The sequence below is a fragment of the Arthrobacter dokdonellae genome (assembly GCF_003268655.1).
Taxonomy (GTDB): Bacteria; Actinomycetota; Actinomycetes; order Actinomycetales; family Micrococcaceae; genus Specibacter; species Specibacter dokdonellae.
Map to the genome: position 1 here is coordinate 2536628 of NZ_CP029642.1, position 19085 is coordinate 2555712.

General features: G+C 66.4%; 20 protein-coding genes and 1 tRNA gene. 14 read left to right on the forward strand and 7 right to left on the reverse strand.

The window, feature by feature from the left end; all coding sequences use genetic code 11:
* Positions 1-34 precede the first annotated feature (34 nt).
* Positions 35-790, reverse strand: coding sequence for a zf-HC2 domain-containing protein (locus DMB86_RS11290; RefSeq protein ID WP_113717901.1), 756 nt, complete (start codon positions 788-790; stop codon positions 35-37).
* A complete protein-coding gene (locus DMB86_RS11295) occupies positions 787-1272 on the reverse strand; it encodes a sigma-70 family RNA polymerase sigma factor (RefSeq protein WP_236783331.1) in 486 nt (161 codons plus the stop codon). The genes DMB86_RS11290 and DMB86_RS11295 overlap by 4 nt, the downstream gene beginning before the upstream one ends.
* Before the next feature lie 268 nt (positions 1273-1540).
* On the opposite strand from DMB86_RS11295, the gene DMB86_RS20595 reads away from it, so the two are divergent.
* Both DMB86_RS20595 and DMB86_RS11305 read left to right on the forward strand, forming a co-directional pair.
* Complete coding sequence (locus DMB86_RS20595; protein ID WP_113717903.1) at positions 1541-2029, forward strand: hypothetical protein; 489 nt, start codon at positions 1541-1543, stop codon at positions 2027-2029.
* A gap of 600 nt (positions 2030-2629) precedes the next feature.
* A complete protein-coding gene (locus tag DMB86_RS11305; protein WP_113717904.1) occupies positions 2630-3340 on the forward strand; it encodes a DUF732 domain-containing protein in 711 nt (236 codons plus the stop codon).
* Positions 3341-3404: 64 nt separating this feature from the next.
* On the opposite strand, the gene DMB86_RS20600 is transcribed toward DMB86_RS11305, so the two are convergent.
* Complete coding sequence (locus DMB86_RS20600) at positions 3405-3986, reverse strand: hypothetical protein (protein ID WP_171814312.1); 582 nt, start codon at positions 3984-3986, stop codon at positions 3405-3407.
* Here DMB86_RS20600 and DMB86_RS11315 point away from each other — a divergent pair.
* Positions 3912-4238 (forward strand): tyrosine-type recombinase/integrase, encoded by a 327-nt coding sequence (locus tag DMB86_RS11315; protein WP_227878331.1) that lies wholly within the window; start codon positions 3912-3914, stop codon positions 4236-4238. The genes DMB86_RS20600 and DMB86_RS11315 overlap by 75 nt on opposite strands.
* A gap of 109 nt (positions 4239-4347) precedes the next feature.
* Here DMB86_RS11315 and DMB86_RS11320 read toward each other — a convergent pair.
* Positions 4348-4430: transfer RNA gene (locus tag DMB86_RS11320), tRNA-Leu, on the reverse strand.
* Between the two features lie 195 nt (positions 4431-4625).
* Between DMB86_RS11320 and DMB86_RS11325 the strand changes: the two genes are divergently transcribed.
* Both DMB86_RS11325 and DMB86_RS11330 read left to right on the forward strand, forming a co-directional pair.
* On the forward strand, positions 4626-5930 hold the full coding sequence (locus DMB86_RS11325) for a M20/M25/M40 family metallo-hydrolase (protein ID WP_113717906.1): 1305 nt from the start codon (positions 4626-4628) through the stop codon (positions 5928-5930).
* Between the two features lie 8 nt (positions 5931-5938).
* Complete coding sequence (locus DMB86_RS11330; RefSeq protein ID WP_113717907.1) at positions 5939-7090, forward strand: acyl-CoA dehydrogenase family protein; 1152 nt, start codon at positions 5939-5941, stop codon at positions 7088-7090.
* Here the strand turns inward: DMB86_RS11330 and DMB86_RS11335 are convergent, their stop codons facing one another.
* Positions 7091-7330 carry a DUF5703 family protein gene (locus DMB86_RS11335; protein WP_113719513.1) on the reverse strand — a complete coding sequence of 80 codons (240 nt, stop codon included), beginning with the start codon at positions 7328-7330 and terminating at the stop codon, positions 7091-7093.
* Between the two features lie 114 nt (positions 7331-7444).
* Between DMB86_RS11335 and DMB86_RS11340 the strand changes: the two genes are divergently transcribed.
* The gene (locus DMB86_RS11340; protein ID WP_113717908.1) at positions 7445-7714 is read left to right on the forward strand and encodes a hypothetical protein; all 270 of its coding nucleotides are present in this window, start codon (positions 7445-7447) and stop codon (positions 7712-7714) included.
* Positions 7715-7738: 24 nt separating this feature from the next.
* On the opposite strand, the gene DMB86_RS11345 is transcribed toward DMB86_RS11340, so the two are convergent.
* Positions 7739-8668, reverse strand: a complete 930-nt coding sequence (locus tag DMB86_RS11345) for an aldo/keto reductase (RefSeq protein WP_113717909.1) — start codon at positions 8666-8668, stop codon at positions 7739-7741.
* A gap of 85 nt (positions 8669-8753) precedes the next feature.
* Here DMB86_RS11345 and DMB86_RS11350 point away from each other — a divergent pair, with 85 nt between their 5' ends.
* Positions 8754-9590, forward strand: coding sequence for an undecaprenyl-diphosphate phosphatase (locus DMB86_RS11350; protein WP_113719514.1), 837 nt, complete (start codon positions 8754-8756; stop codon positions 9588-9590).
* Positions 9591-9806: 216 nt separating this feature from the next.
* Positions 9807-11093 (forward strand): cysteine--1-D-myo-inosityl 2-amino-2-deoxy-alpha-D-glucopyranoside ligase, encoded by a 1287-nt coding sequence (gene mshC / locus DMB86_RS11355; RefSeq protein WP_113717910.1) that lies wholly within the window; start codon positions 9807-9809, stop codon positions 11091-11093.
* Positions 11094-11148: 55 nt separating this feature from the next.
* Here mshC and DMB86_RS11360 read toward each other — a convergent pair whose 3' ends face one another.
* Complete coding sequence (locus DMB86_RS11360; protein WP_227878743.1) at positions 11149-12030, reverse strand: PAC2 family protein; 882 nt, start codon at positions 12028-12030, stop codon at positions 11149-11151.
* A gap of 113 nt (positions 12031-12143) precedes the next feature.
* On the opposite strand from DMB86_RS11360, the gene DMB86_RS11365 reads away from it, so the two are divergent.
* The 6 genes from DMB86_RS11365 to DMB86_RS11390 all read left to right on the forward strand — a co-directional run bounded on the left by DMB86_RS11365 (position 12144) and on the right by DMB86_RS11390 (position 19084).
* Positions 12144-12893: an HAD family hydrolase gene (locus DMB86_RS11365; protein ID WP_113717912.1), complete on the forward strand. Its 750-nt coding sequence runs from the start codon at positions 12144-12146 to the stop codon at positions 12891-12893.
* The gene (locus tag DMB86_RS11370) at positions 12890-14035 is read left to right on the forward strand and encodes a site-2 protease family protein (RefSeq protein ID WP_113717913.1); all 1146 of its coding nucleotides are present in this window, start codon (positions 12890-12892) and stop codon (positions 14033-14035) included. Before DMB86_RS11365 ends, DMB86_RS11370 begins: the two co-directional genes overlap by 4 nt.
* 118 nt (positions 14036-14153) lie before the next feature.
* A complete protein-coding gene (locus tag DMB86_RS11375) occupies positions 14154-15263 on the forward strand; it encodes a tRNA (adenine-N1)-methyltransferase (RefSeq protein ID WP_113717914.1) in 1110 nt (369 codons plus the stop codon).
* A 99-nt stretch (positions 15264-15362) separates the two neighbouring features.
* Positions 15363-17156, forward strand: coding sequence for a proteasome ATPase (gene arc, locus DMB86_RS11380; protein WP_113717915.1), 1794 nt, complete (start codon positions 15363-15365; stop codon positions 17154-17156).
* A gap of 14 nt (positions 17157-17170) precedes the next feature.
* On the forward strand, positions 17171-18748 hold the full coding sequence (gene dop / locus DMB86_RS11385) for a depupylase/deamidase Dop (protein WP_113719515.1): 1578 nt from the start codon (positions 17171-17173) through the stop codon (positions 18746-18748).
* Between the two features lie 129 nt (positions 18749-18877).
* Positions 18878-19084 (forward strand): ubiquitin-like protein Pup, encoded by a 207-nt coding sequence (locus DMB86_RS11390; protein WP_113717916.1) that lies wholly within the window; start codon positions 18878-18880, stop codon positions 19082-19084.
* Position 19085 lies beyond the last annotated feature (1 nt).

Consider the following 19085-nt stretch of genomic DNA (forward strand, 5'->3'; position numbering starts at 1 on the left):
TACCGCCCGGCCCATCCGGGCAGGGGCGGGTGGGCTACAGCTGTGCCCGCAGCAGCGGCGCTTCCGGGGCGGGTGTGCCCTGTTCCTGGATGAGCAGTTCCCGCATGGAGCCCAACGGGACGCTGGTGGTCGCCACGGGGGACACCGTGCTTCCCGGCGAGGCCTGCCACGTCGCGAGCGGAACCCGGTCTCCGGCGGTCGTGACGAGCACCATGACATAGGACCTGGACTCCGAAGAGTTGGACTCGGCGGGCCCTTCCAGGCTTCCGTAGCGTGCAGGGGTGGCGCTGGCCGTGTAGCTGCACGTCCAGGACAGCACGGTGCCCCACGGTTCCGCGCTCGCCTGGCCGCGTGCCGTCAGGACCCGCTGCCCGGAACTCGTGAAGGCGAGCCGGACCGTTGCCCCGCCGGGCGTCATCGTGGCGTGCGCCGCCGGCGGCGCGGCGGGGGGAAGCAGGCTGGCGGTGACCGCGGCCGTGCCGCCGCCCAACACCAGGACGGCGGCAGCCGCCGCGGCCGCCAGCCCGGCCCTCCGGCGTCGTACCTTCCGGGCAAAGACGGCGTACGGGGCGGTGCTCGGCAACGGCACGGACGCTTCGGGATCCACGGCGTCCCGTCCCACCAGGGACAGCAGGCCGGGGAGGCCGGACAACTCGGCAAGACGGTTGCGGCACGCGTCGCAGCCGTCCACGTGCTGCTCGTATTCGCGGCGCTCGGCCGCCGTCAGGGAACCAAGGACATAGGCCGCGTCCCAGGAGGAATACGGGTCAATGGCGGCAGGGGTGCTCACCGGCTGCTCACACCCCTTTCCTCGAGTGCCAGCCGCAGGGCCCGGAGGCCGTAGTGCAGGCGGGATTTCACGGTTCCGTCCGGGACCCCCAAGGCGGCGGCGATGGTGCGCGTGTCCTGGCCGTCAAAGTAGGCACGCCGGATCACCTCGCGGTGATCCGGCGTGAGGGTGAGCAGGGCATCCTCGACCAGCCAGGCATCCAGGACACGGTCCGTCTGGTCCGGTCCCGGATGCTCAGGCAGCTGGTCCGTGCCAATTTCATGGCGGTGCCGGGCGCTGCGCCAGTCGTCGATGACCAGGTTCCGGGCCACGGTGAACAACCAGCCCCGCAGCGCGGGCTCCGTGCGCTGCAGGACGTCAGTGTGCTCCCAGGCGCGGAGCAAGGTCTCGGCCACCACGTCCTGCGCCACGGTTCCCTCGCTGGTCAGGCGCTGGACGAAGCGGGTCAGCTGGGCTGCATAGTCCTGGTGGAGTGCACGCATGGCTTCCTCACGCGTTGGCGTCCCTGTGCGGGCCTTCAGGTCCACAACCGCCCCTTTCCACTCTCCGGCTGCCGGCGGCAGCGCCGGCCTACCCCTACTAACGGAGGCCGTGCCGAAATGGTTCATCGCACGAAACAACCGGCGGATGGGCCCCTTGGGCCCCCCGCGTGTCTGCTACGTGCCCGATGAACCGTGGCCCGCCGGAGTGCGTATTAGGGCTGTGAGTTACCACGCCGGCAGTCCGGCTTTCAGTCCCAGGGGCATTTGAATGAACTATGAACTTGATGGCCTTCCACTGCACATTCTCCTCGTCCATGCCGTGGTCGTCACGCTTCCCGTGGCATCCCTGTGCACCGCCGCAACGATGCTTTGGCCCGCCGCACGCCGCCGCCTGGGACTGGCCACGCCCCTGCTCGGCCTGCTGAGTCCGGCCCTGGTGTTCGTCACCCAGCGGGCGGGGGAGTGGCTGCTGCTGCGGGTGGCGCCCACCCCGGCCGTCCTGGCCCACGCCAACGACGGCAGGACGCTGCTGCCCTGGGCCTGGGCCCTCTTCGGCGCCTCCCTGGCTGCCTGGCTCTGGCACCGGTATCCACTCCGGCAGCGCATTGCCGAGCGACTGGGGAGGGGTTGGGGCCTTGCCGCGAGCATGCTGGTTACCGCCGCGGTGCTCTTCGCCTGCACCGGGGTTCTCGCCGATGTTGCGATCATCGGGGAGGCGGGTTCCCGCGCCGTCTGGGGCGGCCTGCTCGGGTCCTGACCAGGGCCCGCCTCCTCCCGGCCGGGACGCAGTTCTTGGTACAGGCAGCGGTCCGGGCAGCAAAAAGGCCCGGAAGATCATTGACGATCTTCCAGGCCTCAATTGTGCGCGTGACCTGCAGTCGATACCGCACACCATGACCGGATGCACACCCTCATTTACGCTGGCCCAGGCTCACGAGACTGAGCCAATTCGTACAGCGGACATCGACTCTCAGGCTACCCGGCTTGCGGCGCTGGAAACACGCATGCAGGTGATCAGGGCGGCGGACGACTAGCCAACGATGAGGCCACGTACGACGCCGCACGGCCAAACGTATTCACAGCCCGCACAAGCTGCGTCAATTGTGTCTCGCGATACGGGTTGAGGCTTCGCCCAGAACTCGCGATGAGTCTGTGCGAAAGCTCGATGCGCCTGTCTATCCCATTGTCCAAGGTTCCGGATTACCTCAAATACCTTGAGGCGGATCCTCGCGTACTCCTCGTCCATTGCCATGCCGCAATCCTAATCTTGCGCTGGCAATGCCGATGCGGACTAGAGGCCCTTTAATTGTCGGCGCCTGGGTCTAGGCTCCAGACACCACCAACCATAGGAACCATCATGACCATGCACACCATCACCCGCCCAGCCGTCGCGATCGCTGCGGCGTCCCTGCTGCTGGCCCTGGCAGGCTGTAGCGGCCCGTCTGCGACGGTCGCACCGGCTCCCACGACTGCGAGCGCGTCACCATCCCCTACGGCCACCATGGACCCGGCACCGACATCGTCAGCCAACGTCGACATGACCACGTTCCACACCGTCTGGGACATGATCGAGCCGGGCGACAACATGGACACCGTAGACCAACTGGCCGCTGCTCTATGTAGCGGGTTCGCAGCAGGCGTTGACATGGGGACTCAGGAACAATCCATTGAGGCTGCGCAGGGGATCAACTTGGTCACGGCTGGTCTGATGATCCATGCCGCTGTTGAATACACATGCCCTGTATATGTTGGGCAGCTAGCAACTACTCCTTCACGTGCAACGGCAAAGCCCGAATCAACTACCATCGTTGGCAGGCCAACCACGTCTGGTCCGAAGGCTGTCGACGATGCATTCCTGGCGTCCTGGAAGACCTTCTTCCCCCACCAGAGCGACGGGCTTGCCATCGCCCAGGCCTTGAATATCTGCGATGAATTCAAGGTGGGCACGACTTATGCCCAAGAAGTGCAGATCCTAGAATCCAATGGCGGGGCGACTCCCGGTGATGCGGCATTCATGATTGGGACAGCCGAGATCGCTTACTGCCCGGAATTCAGCGGCAACATGTAACGGCGGAGCCGACCAAGCCGTTGTGAAGGCATTGGGCGGCTCCGTGCTTCAGTCCAAGTAGCGGCTACCGGGCGGGCCGGCGTCCGGCGTCGTTGTTAGCCTGCTGGAACCCGGCCTGGACAGCGCGTGTGGCAATCCCGTTTAACTTTCCCAGGATCTCGCCCGAGTCCAGCACCAACGTTCCCGTCATCGTAAACGGGCCATCGGCGCCGGCCGCTGGCAGCTTCCCGGTGCTGTTCATTTGATTCGAACCCGGCTGTCCGATGGACTCGGCAGATGAGCGGCGCATCATCGTGGGCGGACCAAGAACATCATCCAGATTCAGGCCGTCGTTGATCGCCTTCAACCAGTGGCCGTTCTTCTTCGACTGCGCCCCGTTGATGACCCATTCCTCAGACCGCAGACCAAACGGTTCCCCGTTGACCATGGCAAGGATGTTGTCACCAATGGAGTTTGTTGGTGCCGAGCCGGGGACTTTTCCGCCGCCAGCGAGGCCAGCGAGCGAACCGCCGTTGCCGCCCGTGTACCCGCCCGCAGTCTGCCCACCACTGCCGCCACGCCCGTTGTACATGTGGTTCTCCGAGTAGATCGAGTTGATGCGGTTCGTTATCGTCGTTCCCCGCATGTTGAGGATGTACGCCTGCAATGCCCAACCTGCAAGGCACCATTCGACACCCTGAGCGCTTCTCACGCCGCTTTAAAACTGCGTTTGCACGACCTGCGCCACACTCATGCAACGCTGTTGTTGGCGGCTGGGGTTCCGGTGAAGGTCGTCTTGGAGCGTCTTGGTCATGCCAACGCGACTATTACCCTCGGGGTGTACGCTCACGTCATGCCTGGGATGCAGCAGGAAGCCGCTGAAAAGATCGGCGCTCTGCTCTACGGGGGAGCGCCGTGATACGCCCTAAGTATCACGGGAGTATCACGGGTCGCTTTTCACCAGTTTTAGGGCAATTGAAAAGGCCCCCGATCCCCGTAAACAAAGGGATCGAGAGCCTAAACAATTGTGCGCGGAGGGGGACTTGAACCCCCACCCCGTTTCCAGGACTAGCACCTCAAGCTAGCGCGTCTGCCATTCCGCCACCCGCGCAAGGTGATTTCGGGGACATCAACCATCCGTCAAGATGTATCGTTCGCCCCCGAAGCAGCGAGAAATACGATAGCACAGCTTTTCACGGAAACAACAATCGGGTAATTAGCAGGGGAGTGCAGCCGCTTTCCGGGGCTCGGCAGGCACCGGGATGTACGCTGAAGTGACCACCAGAAGAGCCCTAAGGAGCCCCTCGTGAACACCGTCCGGCCGGAAGACGAAGTCGTCGGCATTTGTCAGGATCTCATCCGCATCGACACCACCAACTTTGGCAACAATGAAGGTCCCGGGGAGCGTGCAGCGGCCGAACACGTGGCTGGACTGATCGAGGAGGTGGGGCTGTCCGCCAACCTCTTCGAATCGGATCCCGGGCGCGCCAACGTGGTCACCCGGATCGAGGGCAGTGACGCCTCCCTGCCCGCGCTGGTGGTCCATGGCCACCTCGACGTCGTCCCGGCCCTTGCACACGAGTGGAGCGTGGACCCGTTTGGCGCGGAGGAGAAGGACGGCCTGATTTGGGGCCGCGGTGCCGTGGACATGAAGGACATGGACGCCATGATCCTCTCGGTCATGCGCTCCATGGCACGGGACGGCCGCAAGCCGAAGCGCGACATTGTCTTTGCCTTTTTCGCCGACGAGGAGGCAGGCGGCACGTACGGCGCCCGCTGGTCCGTGGACAACCGCCGCGACCTCTTTGAAGGCGCCACGGAAGCCATTTCCGAGGTGGGCGGCTATTCCGCGGAAATTGGCGGCAGGCGCACCTACCTGCTCCAGACCGCGGAGAAGGGCCTTGCGTGGCTGCGCCTGACCGCCCACGGCAGGGCCGGGCACGGCTCGCAGATCAACACGGACAACGCCGTCACCCGACTGGCACGGGCCGTGACCCGGATCGGCGACCATGAATGGCCCGTTGAATACACCGACACCACCCGGGCGTTCCTGGAAGGCGTCTCGGAACTGACCGGCGTCGAATTTGACGAAGGAAATCCCCAGACCCTGCTGGACCAGCTCGGCACCGTGGCGCGCTTTGTTGGCGCCACCTTGCAAAACACCGCCAACCCCACGCTGCTTTCCGGCGGCTACAAGGCCAACGTCATTCCCGCCACGGCCGAGGCCATGGTGGACGTGCGGACCCTGCCCGGCCAGCACGAACAGGTTCTGGCCAAGGTGCGCGAACTGGCCGGCGACGGCGTGGACGTGAGCACCATCCACGACGACGTGTCCCTGGAAACGCCGTTCGCCGGCAACCTGGTGGACGCCATGGTCGACGCCCTGCACGCTGAGGACCCGGGCGCATCCGTCCTGCCCTACACGCTGTCCGGCGGCACGGACAACAAGTCTCTCTCCCGGCTCGGCATTACCGGCTACGGCTTTGCCCCGCTGCAGCTGCCGCCGGACCTGGACTTCACCGGCATGTTCCACGGCGTCGACGAACGAGTGCCCACCGCGTCGCTGAAGTTTGGCGCCCGCGTGCTCGACCGGCTCCTCAGCAACTACTAAGGACCGCCATGGAACCGGCACAACTGCTGCCCGATGAACTGCTGGAACGCTTCCGTGCCAGGGCCGCCGGCTATGACGAGCGCAACGAGTTCTTTCACGAGGACCTCTCGGAGCTGAAGGCCCGCGGCTACCTGGGCATGTTCGCCGCCACGGACGACGGCGGACTGGGCTTTGGCCTGCAACAGGCCGCCGCCGCGCAGCGCCGGTTGGCGACGGCCGCCCCAGCCACCGCGTTGGCGGTCAACATGCACCTGGTGTGGACCGGCGTCGCCCATTTGTTGCGGGAGCGCGGCGACGACTCCCTGCAGTATGTCCTGGCGGAGGCGGCAGCCGGGGAGGTGTTTGCCTTCGGCAACTCGGAAGCCGGGAACGATTCCGTGCTGTTCGACTCCGACACGGTGGCCACGCCCCTGGCCGACGGCAGCTATTCGTTCACGGGAACCAAAATCTTCACGTCCCTTTCCCCCGCCTGGACGCGGCTGGGCATCTTCGGCAAGGACTCGACAGGGGAGGAACCGGTGCTGGTGCATGCGTTCATCACGCGGGAAACGCCTGGGTACACCGTCAAGGACGACTGGGACACGCTGGGCATGCGGGCCAGCCAGTCCAACACCACCGTGCTCGACGGCGTCGTGGCTCCGGCGGCGCGCGTGTTCCGGAAACTGCCGGTGGGCCCCAACGCCGATCCACTGATTTTCGCCATTTTTGCCTGCTTCGAGACGCTGCTGGCCGCCGTCTACACCGGGCTGGGGGAGCGTGCCCTGCAGATTGGCATGGAAACCGTGCAGCGGCGCATGTCCAAAAAGGCGGGCAGGCCCTACTCCCAGGATCCCGACATCCGCTGGCGCCTGGCCGACGCCGCCATGGCCATGGACGGGCTCTACCCCCAGCTCGACGCCGTGGCCGGCGACGTCGACGCGCTGGTGAACCACGGGGCCATGTGGTTCCCCAAGCTGGTGGGGCTGAAGGTGCGGGCCACCGAAACGGCCCGCGACGTAGTGGACAAGGCAATCAGGGTCAGCGGTGGCGGAAGCTACTTTTCCGGAAACGAACTGGGCCGGCTATACCGGGATGTGCTGGCAGGAATCTTTCACCCCTCCGACGACGAATCGGCCCACGCCACCGTGGCCAACGCGTGGCTGGGGCCGATGGAGGATTAATCAGTAGACGTCCAGTGTCCGCTCCACCCGCAAGACCTTCCGGCGCAGCCAGTACTTGCGGCCGCCGCCAAAATACAGGCGGCTGCGCTCCAGCTCCCACTTGCCGTACTCGGCATGCTCGCGCAGCCTGTCATAGGCCACCGGCACGGGTTCATCCGGCCGGACGGACAAAATCAAGTACTCGTATTGCCGGTTCGGCGCACCCTTTCCGGTGCGGACCGGTTGCAACGTTTCCTTCATGGCCATCCATTCTTCATCCGCCACGCTGAGTTCGACAGCTCTTCATTAAAGCTACCCTTTCAGGGCCCCCGCGGGGTCTTTCATGTTGGCAGACACACTGGTAGCGTCGAGCGCATGAGCATTGATCCGCGGGCTGCATTAAACGCCTTGACCTCCGCCCTGGAAGAACACTTGGCTGCCGCTTCCGTGCGCCGCGGAGAAGAGGACCCGATCGTGGAGGCCACGTTCCTGGCCATCATTGACGCCTTCGAGGTCTACGAGGAAGCCCTCTTCGACGCGTATGACGAGGTGACCCCGCTGGTCATCTACGGTGAGGACGAATCCGACCGTGACGAGGACTCCGACGAGTCGCTCGACGACGATCTGGACCCCATCGACGACTGATGCCGGCCGTGCCGGAGCCCTCCGTCAGCTGGACACCTCGTTGAGGACGGTCGCGATCTGCTCCGGAAGGGGCTGAAGCGAGGAGCCAAGAATCTCCTGCAGCTGCTCAACGGTGCGGGCGCCCACCACGGCTCCTGCCACGGCGTCCCGGTCCAGAACCCAGCTCAGTGCGACGTCCAGGGGCGCGCGACCCAGGCCCTTGGCCGCGGTCACCACTGCTTCCGTGACCCGGGTGGGCCTGCCCATAAGGTACGGCTCCACGTAACTGCCCATCGCGTCGCTGGCGCCGCGGGAGTCGGTCGGGATTTGACCACGGTATTTGCCCGTCAGCACGCCGCGGCCCAAGGGCGCCCAACACAGCACGCCCGTGCCGACATGTTCGGCGGCCGGCTGCACTTCCTGTTCCATGCCCCTGGCCAACAGGGAATACTCCACCTGGTTGGCGACCAACGCCGTTTCGGACAATGTGGCGGCCCGGGCCAGCTGCCAGCCGCTGTAGTTGGACACGCCCGCGTACCGGGCGCGGCCCGTGGAAACGGCCAGGTCGAGCGCACTCAAGGTTTCTTCCAAGGGAACGTTTTCATCCCAGATATGCGCCAGCCACAAGTCCAGGTGGTCCGTGCCAAGGCGCGCCAGCGTGGCATCAAGGCTCGCCAACATGGCACGCCGGGACGTGTCCACCATGCGCTTGCCGCCGCGGTGGCTGATGCCGGCTTTGGAAACCACCACAACGTCGCTTCGCGGGACCACGTCGCCGAGCAGTTCGCCCAGGATCGCTTCGCTGCGGCCCTCGCTGTAGCTCACGGCCGTGTCCACGGTGGTTCCCCCGGCATCAACAAAATGACCCAACAGCTCGCGTGCGGTGTCGGCGTCGGTTTCCCTGCCCCATGCCATGGTGCCCAATGCCAGTGCGGACACCCGCAGTCCGCTGGTGCCCACGAATCGTTGTTCCATGCGTTCAAGCTTACGGGGAACACGGGTGTGATTTGACGGCGCGGCCCGCCCGGCGCCCTACGGTGCATGCCATATGCTGAATCGCGTGAACTGGTTTGAAGCGGCCTTCCTGGGCCTGGTCCAAGGCCTGACGGAATTCCTTCCCATTTCCTCAAGCGCCCATCTTTTCGTGGTGGGCAAGTTCCTGCCCTCCGGCGAGGATCCCGGCGCCGCCTTTACGGCCGTCAGCCAGCTCGGCACCGAGACCGCCGTGCTGGTTTTTTTCTGGCGTGACATCGTGCGCATCATCAAGGCCTGGTTCGGATCCCTGCGCGGCACCGTTGCACGCGACGCTCCCGATGTCCGCATGGGCTGGCTGGTGATCATCGGCACCATCCCCATCGCCGTCTTGGGCGTGGTGTTCCAGAAATACATTGAATCAACACTGCGCAACCTGTGGATTGTGGCCGTCACCCTGATTGTGTTTGGCCTGATACTCGCCGTGGCCGACGCCATGGCCACGCAGCAGCGCGAACTGAAGGACCTGAGCTACCGGGACGGCATCATCTACGGCTTTGCCCAGGCGCTGGCCCTCATACCGGGTGTCTCACGCTCCGGCGGCACCATCACGGCAGGGCTGCTGATGGGCTACACGCGCGAAGCCGCCGCCCGGTATTCCTTCCTCCTCGCCATCCCCGCCGTGTTCGGCAGCGGCTTTTACGAACTTTACAAAATACTGGCCAAGCACGAAGGCGTGCAGGGCCCGTTCAGCGTCGGACAGATCGCCCTGGCCACCCTCATCGCCTTCGGTGTGGGATATCTCATCATCGGCTGGTTCCTAAAGTTCATTTCCACCCAAAGCTTCCGTCCCTTCGTCTGGTACCGGATCGCGCTGGGGCTGCTGCTGTTCATTCTGCTGGGCCTGCGCGTCATCACCGCCTGACACGTTGGCCCCACGCTCGGGCGGGGCCCCTCGGGCGCTAGCGCCGTCACGCCCTCCCCACCCTCGCTGCTCCCCAGCGGCTCCCACCGCTCGCAGGCTCGCGGCGGGGCCCTCGCCGCCGTGGGCCCAGCGGGGCCCCTCGGGCGCTAGCGCCGTCACGCCCTCCCCACCCTCGCTGCGCTCGGGCGGGGCCCCTCGGGCGCTAGGCTGGGGGGTGTGAAAACTTGGAAATCCCGTCCTGTTCCTGAACTCCCCGGCACCATGCCGAAGCTTTTCCTCCATGAAACCAGCGCCAATCGGCTCGCCGCCCTCCCCGACGGGGATCAGGCCAGCATGTACGTCTGCGGCATCACCCCGTACGACGCCACCCACATGGGACACGCCGCCACCTACGTGGCCTTCGACCTGCTGAACCGGGCGTGGCTCGACGCCGGCCGGAGCGTCAGCTACGTGCAAAACGTCACCGACGTCGACGACCCCCTCCTGGAGCGGGCCGCCCGCGACGGCGTTGACTGGCGCGAACTTGCCGCCGAGCAGACTGCCCTGTTCCACGAAGACATGGAAGCACTGAACGTGGTGGGCCCCACCCACTACATCGGGGCCGTGGAAGCCATCGGCTGGATTGTGCCCCGGATCGAGGCGCTCGTGGAGGCCGGGATGGCCTACCCCGTGTCCGGCAGCGGCGGCGAGCCCGACGGCGACATTTACTTCTCCGTTGAAGCGGCCTCCGCGACGTCGGACCGCGGCGGGATCGACGGCGCGTGGTGGCTGGGCCAGGTATCGGGACTGAGCGAGTCGGAAATGCTTCCGGTCTTCGCCGAGCGCGGCGGAGACCCCGCGCGGGCCGGAAAAAAACACCCGCTCGACGCCCTCCTGTGGCGTGTCGCCCGCGACGGCGAGCCCCAATGGGACGGCGGCTCCTTGGGCGCCGGACGTCCCGGCTGGCACATTGAGTGCACGGTGATCGCCCAACGCTTCCTGCCCGAACCCTTCACCGTGCAGGGCGGCGGCTCCGACCTTGTCTTCCCGCACCATGAAATGGGTGCCGGACACGCGTTCGCCCTCAGCCACGTCCCCATGGCCCAGCACTACGCCCACACCGGCATGGTGGGACTCGACGGCGAAAAGATGAGCAAGTCCAAGGGCAACCTGGTCCTTGTCTCCAAGCTGCGGGCCGACGGCGTCGAGCCCGCCGCCATCCGGCTGGCGATCCTGGCCAACCATTACCGTTCCGACTGGAGCTGGACCGGAGCCCTGCTGGCCAACGCCCAGCAGCAGCTTGCCGACTGGCGCCGGGCGGCGGAAAACGCCCCCGCCGGCACAGCCACAGCGCTCGTTGCCGAAATGCGGGCAGCCTTGGCGGACGACCTCGACGCACCCAGGGCACTGGCCGCCGTCGACCTTTGGGCCCGGCAGGCGCGGTCAGGGGGGCAGGACTGTTCGCAGCGCGACGCCGCCCTGGTGTCGGACGCCGTGGAGGCCCTCCTCGGCGTTGAGCTCTAACGCCGGCACCGCTCCCCGGGAAGTTCGACCACCGGAATCCACCACTGACGCCAAGCTACGGCTGGTCGCGGCCGCGGCCGCGGCGGCGCAGGTAGCGCTCAAACTCCTTGGCAATCGACTCGCCGGTAGCCTCCGGGAGGTCTTCGGTGTCCTTGGCGTCCTCGAGCTGACGGACGTAGGCGGCTATTTCGGAATCGCCGGCCGCCAGCTCGTTGACTCCGCGTTCCCAGGCCTGGGCATCGTCGGTCAGCTCGGACGTGGGCAGCGACACCTGCAGGAAGTCCTCTATCCTGTTCAGCAGGGCCAGCTCGGCCTTCGGCGAAGGCGCCTGCGCCACGTAGTGCGGCACGGCCGCCCACAGCGACACCGTGGGCAGGCCGGCCAGCAGGGAAAGCTCGTTGAGCACCCCCACAATGCCCACGGGGCCCTCATATTCGCTGGACTCCAGGTTCAGCCGCTCCCGCAGCTCGTCGTCGTCGCACGTGGCGGTCACGGGAATGGGGCGCGAATGCGGGACGTCGGCAAGCAGGGCGCCGACAAGGATCACATAGTCCACGCCCAGCTCGGAGGCCTTTGCCAGCAGCTCCGCCGTGTAGGCCCGCCAGCGGTAGGAAGGTTCCACGCCGTGAATGAAGATGACGTCAACGTCCGTTCCGGGGATGGTTGCCTTGGCAATCTTCGTGACGGGCCACTTGATCTTGCGGGCACCCGAGGCCGTGTGGCGGACCTCCGGCCGCGTGAACTGGAAGTCATAGTATTCATCCGGCTCGATGACACTGACCCGCTTGGCCCCCCAGAGGCGGTGCAGGTACTTCAGCGCATCGCTGGCTGCCTCGCCGGCGTCGTTCCACCCCTCGAAGGCCGCCAGGAGCACGGTGACCCGCCCGCCGTCGCCCGCGGGGCCAAGCAGGCGGTGGTTGTCTGCGGCTGGGTTGATGTTCTCGCTAGTCACGCCTCCAGCCTACGTCGCGCGGCGAATTGCGCCACTGTGCACCACCCTCGGGCGCGGGCGCAATTATTGCCCCGTGGCAAGCCACGTAGACTGGAGGCATGTATGTACCCGCTGACCAGGCCCTGCAATCCCGCCTCGCGCCGGCTGTCCCCGCAGCCCCTGAACTGAAGGCCGTCCTGTGGGACATGGACGGCACGCTCGTTGACACGGAGCCCTACTGGATCGCCGCCGAGATTGAGCTGGTCACCGCCCATGGGGGCCACTGGGACGAGGAACTGGCCACCTCCATGGTCGGCAACGCGTTGGATACGAGCGCTGAAATCTTTCGGGGCATGGGCGTCGACCTGTCCGTCCGCGAGATCGTGGACCAGCTTTCCAACCGCGTCATTGACGATGTCCGGCGGAAGCTGCCCTGGCGCCCCGGTGCCCGCGAACTGCTGGCCGGGCTGCATGGCCACGGCGTGCGCTGCGTGCTGGTGACCATGAGCGAGCGCCCCCTGGCTGAGGAGATCGTCAACGCCCTCGACGAACCGTACTTCGAATTCCTGGTCACCGGGGACCAGGTGAAAAACGGCAAGCCCCACCCGGAACCGTACCTGACGGCCATCGAACTCCTGCGCGGAACCGATCCCACGCTCACCGCGGAAACGTGCGTGGCCCTGGAAGACTCCATCCCCGGCGTCGCCGCCGCCATGGCGGCGGACGTGCCCACCATCGGGATCCCGCACGTGGTGCCGCTGCCCGAGGATCCCGCGCGCACCACCTGGGCCACCCTTGCCGGCCGGACGTACGACGACGTCGCCGCGGTTTTGGCCGCGCGGTCCCCGGCCACGGGGGTCGCCGTATGAGCGGTCCCGTCACCGCCGGCAAGCAGCGTCGGGAAGGTCTTGTCCTGGGCTCCGTGCGCGGCACCCCGGTCATCCTTGCCTACTCCTGGTTCCTGATTGCCGGGCTCACCGCCTGGTACTTTGGCGGACTGTTGAAAGCGAGCTATCCCGCTCCGGCCGCCTACCTGGTGGCGTTTGCCTATGCCCTGCTGCTGCTGTTCTCCGTGTTCATCCACGAGCTCAGCCATGCCATGGCAGCGAAGATGTACGGCTGGCCCACGCACAAGATCGTGCTGAACCTGTGGGGCGGACACACCGAGTTCGACTTCAGCAAGGCCACGCCCGGGCGCGCCCTCGTGGTGGCCTTTGCCGGGCCCGCAGCCAACTTCGTGCTGGCTGCCCTGGCGTGGCCGGTCCAGATTGCAGCGTCCCACCCGGAGTCCCTGTCGGGAAGCATCCTGTTCCTGCTGGCCAACATCTTCATCTGGGCCAACTTGCTGATCGGACTCTTCAACGTCCTGCCGGGACTGCCGCTCGACGGCGGCCGGCTGGTGGAATCCATCGTGTGGAAAGCGACGGGGAACCAGGAGAAGGGCACAGTTGCGGCCGGGTGGGCCGGACGTGTCATTGTCGTCCTGATGGTGGCCGGCGCCCTGGTGCTGCCGTACATGATGGGATCGCAGCCCGACCTGACCAACACGTTCATCGTGGTGCTCCTGGCAGGCTTCCTGTGGATGGGTGCCTCGGCGTCCATCAAGGCAGCCGCTATCCGGCTGCGGCTCCCTGCCATCACGGCCTCGGCACTGGCGGCGCCGGCCGTCAGCGCGGCGGTCGACTGCAGCGTGGCCCAGCTGTGGACCCTGCGCTCCCGCTACCCGGGCGCGCCGATTGTGCTGTGTTCCGCCGACGGCCGGCCCGCCGCCGTCGTCGACGAGCACGCGCTGGCCCAGGTGCCGCCCCAGGCCGCCGGCCAGACGCCCGCCCACGCGGTGGCGAGGTCCATCACCTCAGGCGCGTTCGTCCCGGAAACGGCGTCGGGGGCCGAGCTTGTCCAGTACCTCTCCCAGCTTCCCGACACGGAGTACGCGGTCATTGACGCCCGGGGCAGCGTGACGGGGCTGCTCAGCCAGGCGAAGGTGGTTGCCGCAATCACCGGCAAATAGCCCGGTCCCGCAGGACGCTGCGGACACGGCCCTTCGTTCGCGTTTCCGCTTCACTCTTCCCCTTAAACCGACACGACTCCCCGCTTCGCACCCAGACGCCCGAAAAGGACACCCCAGCATGAGCCAAAGCGAAAACAACAGCAGCATCGGCGCCGCCACCGGCACGGCACCGGCAGCCGAGCCACATGGGGCGGCGGCCCGGCGCGGGCCCTTCCGCCCCGGCGAAAGGGTGCAGCTGACGGATGAACGCGGCCGCATGAACACCATCACCCTGACCCCCGGCACGGCGTACCACACGCACAAGGGCTTTCTGAACCACGACTCCCTCATCGGCCAGGTGGAAGGCTCGGTGGTGGAAAACAACGTGGGGCAGCAGTACCAGGCGCTGCGCCCGCTGCTCTCCGACTTTGTGCTGTCCATGCCGCGCGGCGCCGCCGTGGTCTACCCCAAGGACGCCGGGCAGATCATCACCATGGGTGACATCTACCCCGGCGCAAGGGTGGTCGAGGCGGGCGTGGGCTCCGGAGCCCTGTCCATCTCGCTGCTGCGCGCCGTCGGGGACTCCGGCTACCTGCACTCCTTTGAGCGTCGCGAGGAATTTGCGGACATTGCCCGCGGCAACGTCGAAACGCTCTACGGCGGCCCGCACGCCGCCTGGAAGATCTCCCTGGGCGACTTTCAGGACCAGGTGGTGGCCCAGGAGGCGCCGGGCAGCATCGACCGGGTGGTCCTGGACATGCTGGCCCCGTGGGAGTGCATGGACGCCGTGGCCACGGTGCTGGCCCCCGGCGGCGTCTGGGTCAACTACGTCGCGACGGTCACGCAGCTGTCCCGTACGGCGGAGGCCATCCGCGCCGACGGCCGCTTCACCGAGCCCGACGCGTGGGAGTCAATGGTCCGCGGCTGGCACCTGGAAGGGCTGGCCGTGCGCCCGGACCACCGCATGGTGGCGCACACCGGTTTCCTCATGGTGACCCGCCGGCTGGCCGACGGCGTCACCGGGCTGAACCTGAAGAAGAAGGCCAAGGCCGAGTTCAGCGACGAGGACCTGAGCCACTGGACGCCGGAGGCCGTGGGGGAGCGGGCCGTTTCCGACCGCAAGCTCCGCCGCGCCGCCCGGGACGCCGCCTCCACCGTGCAAACCAAGCGGACGAAGAGCAAGGGCGAACCCGATAAATCCCCGGGTAACACTGCTGCCGAAGCGGCGGCCGGCGCCGGGGGCCACTAAGGTCAGTAGTAGAAGCAATTTGGCGAACTGCGGCACGACAGCGGCGCGCGGCCCCAGGTCCGCACCGCCACCAGTTCCTTGCGGAAGGACGAGAGCATCATGAGCGACGCAACGAATAACCCAGCCGGCCACGGCGCGGCGGAACAGCCGGCGCCCGGGACGTTCTCGGCGTCGTACGCGGCGGGCCCCGGCCAGCTGTCCGTTCTGGAAAGACAGCTTAACGTGCTGCGTGACAAGGCCCGCAACCTGGACCGGCAGCTGTCCGCCGCCACGCAAAACAACGCCAAGCTGGTCACCATGCTGGAGACGGCCAAGGCCGAGATCCAGAAATTGCGCAGTGCCCTGGAAAACGACGGCCAGCCGCCCTACGGCTTTGGCACCATTGTCGCCCTGCACCCCCGTGGCGGCGCGGTGCCGGCCGGGGCCGCGCCCGGCGTGGCCGTCACCGAGGAAAGCGTGGACGTGTACGCGTCGGGCCGCAAGATGCGCGTGGGCGTGAGCCCCCTGGTACGGCTCGCACAGCTGCGCGTGGGCCAGGAAGTGCTGCTCAACGAAGCCTTCACCATCATCGCCGGCCTGGGGTTTGAGCGCGTGGGGGAGGTGGTCACGGTCAAGGAACTGCTCGGCAGCGACCGCGTCCTGGTCACCGGCCGCTCGGACGAGGAGCGCGTGGTCCGTCTGTCAGGTGTCCTTCAGGAAGAAAAGCTGCGCGTTGGCGACGCCCTGACCGTGGAGGGCAAGACGGGCTACGCGCTGGAGAAGATCCCGCGCTCCGAGGTGGAAAACCTGATCCTCGAGGAAGTCCCGGACATCTCCTATGCGGACATCGGCGGGCTGGCGTCACAGATCGAGCAGATCCGCGACGCCGTCGAACTGCCCTTCCTGCACCCTGACCTGTACCGCGAACACGGCCTCAAGGCGCCCAAGGGGATCCTGCTGTACGGTCCTCCCGGCTGCGGCAAGACCCTCATTGCCAAGGCCGTGGCCAACTCGCTGGCCGCCCGGGCTGCCGAACGCTCCGGCGTCAAGGACCAGAAGAGCTATTTCCTGAACATCAAGGGACCGGAGCTGCTGGACAAGTACGTCGGCGAAACGGAACGACAAATCCGGCTGATCTTCTCCCGGGCGCGCGAGAAGGCCGCGGACGGCAGTGCCGTCGTCGTCTTCTTTGACGAGATGGACTCGCTGTTCCGCACCCGCGGCACCGGCATTTCCTCCGACGTGGAAACCACCATTGTGCCGCAGCTGCTCAGCGAGATCGACGGCGTCGAACGGCTGGACAACGTCATTGTCATCGGCGCATCCAACCGGGAGGACATGATCGACCCCGCCATCCTGCGCCCGGGCAGGCTGGACGTCAAGGTCAAGATCAACCGCCCGGACGCCGAGGCCGCCGCGGATATCTTCGCCAAGTACGTCAACACTGAGCTGCCGTTCCATCACTTTGACGTGGAGGCGAACAACGGCAGCCTGCAGGAAACGGTCGACGCCATGATCCAGCGCACCGTCGAGGCCATGTATGCCACGGACAAGTCCAACGAGTACCTGGAGGTCACCTACGCCAACGGCGACACCGAGATGCTGTACTTCAAGGATTTCAACTCCGGCGCCGTCATCCAAAACGTGGTGGACCGGGCCAAGAAGTACGCCATCAAGGACCTGCTCCTGAGCGGCGAAAAGGGCATCCGGATCGAGCACATGCTCCGTGCCGTGGTGGACGAGTTCCGCGAACACGAGGACATGCCCAACACCACCAACCCCGACGATTGGGCCCGGATTTCCGGCAAGAAGGGCGAGCGGATCACCTACATCCGCACCATCGTCCAAAGCAAGGAAGGCCAGGTGCCCGGCAAGACCTTGGAAACGGTCCACAACACCGGGCAGTACCTGTGAGCGCAGTGCGGGTCATGGGGGCCGAAACCGAATACGGCATCCACACTCCGGGGACCAACACGTTCAACGCCACCTGGCTGTCCACGCAGGTGGTGCACGCCTATTCACTGGAGACCGGGCACCGTGCCGCCGCCGGCGGGGAAACCCGCTGGGACTACACCGACGAGGATCCGCTGGCCGACGCGCGGGGCTGGGTCGTGCCCCGCGAGAATGCCCACCCCAGCCAGCTCACCGACGTCGAGCCTGAACTGACCGCAGCCCAGATCGCCCTGGAGGGCGGGGAAACGCTCGACCGTTCCGCGCCGCTGATGATGAACATGGTGCTGGGCAACGGGGCAAGGCTGTACGTGGACCACGCCCACCCGGAGTACTCCTCCCCGGAGGTCACCAACCCCCTGGATGCCGTCCGCTGGGACGCCGCCGGGGACCTGGTGGCGCTGGCCGCCGTGCGCCGCATCGCCGCCACGCCCGGACTGCCGGCCATCAACCTGTACAAGAACAACACGGACAACAAGTCCGTCTCCTACGGCAGCCACGAAAACTACCTCATGCCGCGCGAGCTGCCCTTCAAGAACATCGTCACCGGCCTGACGCCGTTCTTTGCCACCCGCCAGCTCATCTGCGGGGCGGGCCGGGTGGGCCGCGGCCAGGACGGCTCCGGGACCGGGTTCCAGGTCAGCCAGCGGGCGGACTTCTTTGAGGCCGAGGTGGGGCTTGAAACGACCATCCGCCGGCCCATCATCAACACCCGCGACGAACCCCACGCGACCTCGGAAAAGTACCGCCGCCTGCACGTGATCATCGGCGACGCCAACCTGAGCCAAGTGTCCAACTACCTCAAGTTCGGCACCACCGCGCTGGTGCTGGACATGATTGAGCACGGCACGGCGCCGGAGGTGGCCCTGGCGGACCCCGTCGCAACGCTGCAGGCGGTCAGCCATGACTGGGAGCTGGGACAGACGCACCTGCTTTCCGACGGCCGGCGCCTGCGCGCGCTGGACATCCAGTGGTGCTACCTGGAAGCGGCCACGGCCCATGCGGCCGCCAACGGCTCATCCCACCCCACCTCGGGCGACGGCCACACGGCGGCGGTGCTGGCCCGTTGGGAACAGGTGCTGACCCTGTTGGGCAGCGATCCGATGGCCCTGGCCGGACAGGTCGAGTGGATAGCCAAGCTCAAGCTCCTCCAGCAGTACCGCGCCCGGGACAGCATGGGCTGGAGGGATCCCCGGCTGGCGCTCATCGACCTGCAATGGTCGGACATCCGTCCCGAGAAGGGACTGTATTACCAGCTGCTGCAGCGCGGCGCCATGGAACGGCTGCTCCCCGATGATGCCATTGCCGGCGCCGTGGAACAGCCACCGGAGGACACGCGCGCCTTTTTCCGCGGAAAGTGCATCCAGCATTACGGTCCCAACGTGGTGGGAGCCAGCTGGGATTCGGTCATATTCGAGCTGCCTTCCCAGCGCCGGCTGCAGCGCATTCCGACCAAGGAACCGCTGCGCGGCACCAAGGAGCTGACCGGCGTGCTTTTCGAGTCCAGCCCGGACGCGGCCACGTTCCTGGGCAGGCTTCTCGCCGGACCGCACTAAGCGGACACCCGCGGCTGGACGGCGGCGCCACACCCCACGCCAAACACGTTCCCCGCCACAAGGCGCAATGTTCGTGCCGCCGTGGCAGGATGGAACCAAAGGACCGGCTACCAGGCAGAAGGGCACATCATGGCTTCCCAGGAACAAAGGAACGTTTCCTCCCACACCGAGGAAGAACAGCTTGACGACACCCCGCAGCCCACCCCCGCGCCGGAATCCGGGACAGGCCAGGGCGCCACGTCCGGTGTCGATGACCTGCTGGATGAAATTGACGGCGTGCTGGAGTCAAACGCGGAGGAATTTGTGCGCGGTTTTGTCCAAAAGGGCGGACAGTAGG

What these genes read in the sequence shown, in the direction of transcription:
- DMB86_RS20595 (WP_113717903.1), top strand. Translation starts at nt 1,541, where the DNA reads ATGAACTATGAACTTGATGGCCTTCCACTGCACATTCTCCTCGTCCAT.
- DMB86_RS11330 (WP_113717907.1), top strand. Translation starts at nt 5,939, where the DNA reads ATGGAACCGGCACAACTGCTGCCCGATGAACTGCTGGAACGCTTCCGT.
- DMB86_RS11345 (WP_113717909.1), bottom strand. Translation starts at nt 8,668, where the DNA reads ATGGAACAACGATTCGTGGGCACCAGCGGACTGCGGGTGTCCGCACTG.
- DMB86_RS11340 (WP_113717908.1), top strand. Translation starts at nt 7,445, where the DNA reads ATGAGCATTGATCCGCGGGCTGCATTAAACGCCTTGACCTCCGCCCTG.
- DMB86_RS11335 (WP_113719513.1), bottom strand. Translation starts at nt 7,330, where the DNA reads ATGAAGGAAACGTTGCAACCGGTCCGCACCGGAAAGGGTGCGCCGAAC.
- DMB86_RS11295 (WP_236783331.1), bottom strand. Translation starts at nt 1,272, where the DNA reads ATGCGTGCACTCCACCAGGACTATGCAGCCCAGCTGACCCGCTTCGTC.
- DMB86_RS11390 (WP_113717916.1), top strand. Translation starts at nt 18,878, where the DNA reads ATGGCTTCCCAGGAACAAAGGAACGTTTCCTCCCACACCGAGGAAGAA.
- arc (WP_113717915.1), top strand. Translation starts at nt 15,363, where the DNA reads ATGAGCGACGCAACGAATAACCCAGCCGGCCACGGCGCGGCGGAACAG.
- DMB86_RS11370 (WP_113717913.1), top strand. Translation starts at nt 12,890, where the DNA reads ATGAGCGGTCCCGTCACCGCCGGCAAGCAGCGTCGGGAAGGTCTTGTC.
- dop (WP_113719515.1), top strand. Translation starts at nt 17,171, where the DNA reads ATGGGGGCCGAAACCGAATACGGCATCCACACTCCGGGGACCAACACG.
- DMB86_RS11305 (WP_113717904.1), top strand. Translation starts at nt 2,630, where the DNA reads ATGACCATGCACACCATCACCCGCCCAGCCGTCGCGATCGCTGCGGCG.
- DMB86_RS11375 (WP_113717914.1), top strand. Translation starts at nt 14,154, where the DNA reads ATGAGCCAAAGCGAAAACAACAGCAGCATCGGCGCCGCCACCGGCACG.
- DMB86_RS11365 (WP_113717912.1), top strand. Translation starts at nt 12,144, where the DNA reads ATGTATGTACCCGCTGACCAGGCCCTGCAATCCCGCCTCGCGCCGGCT.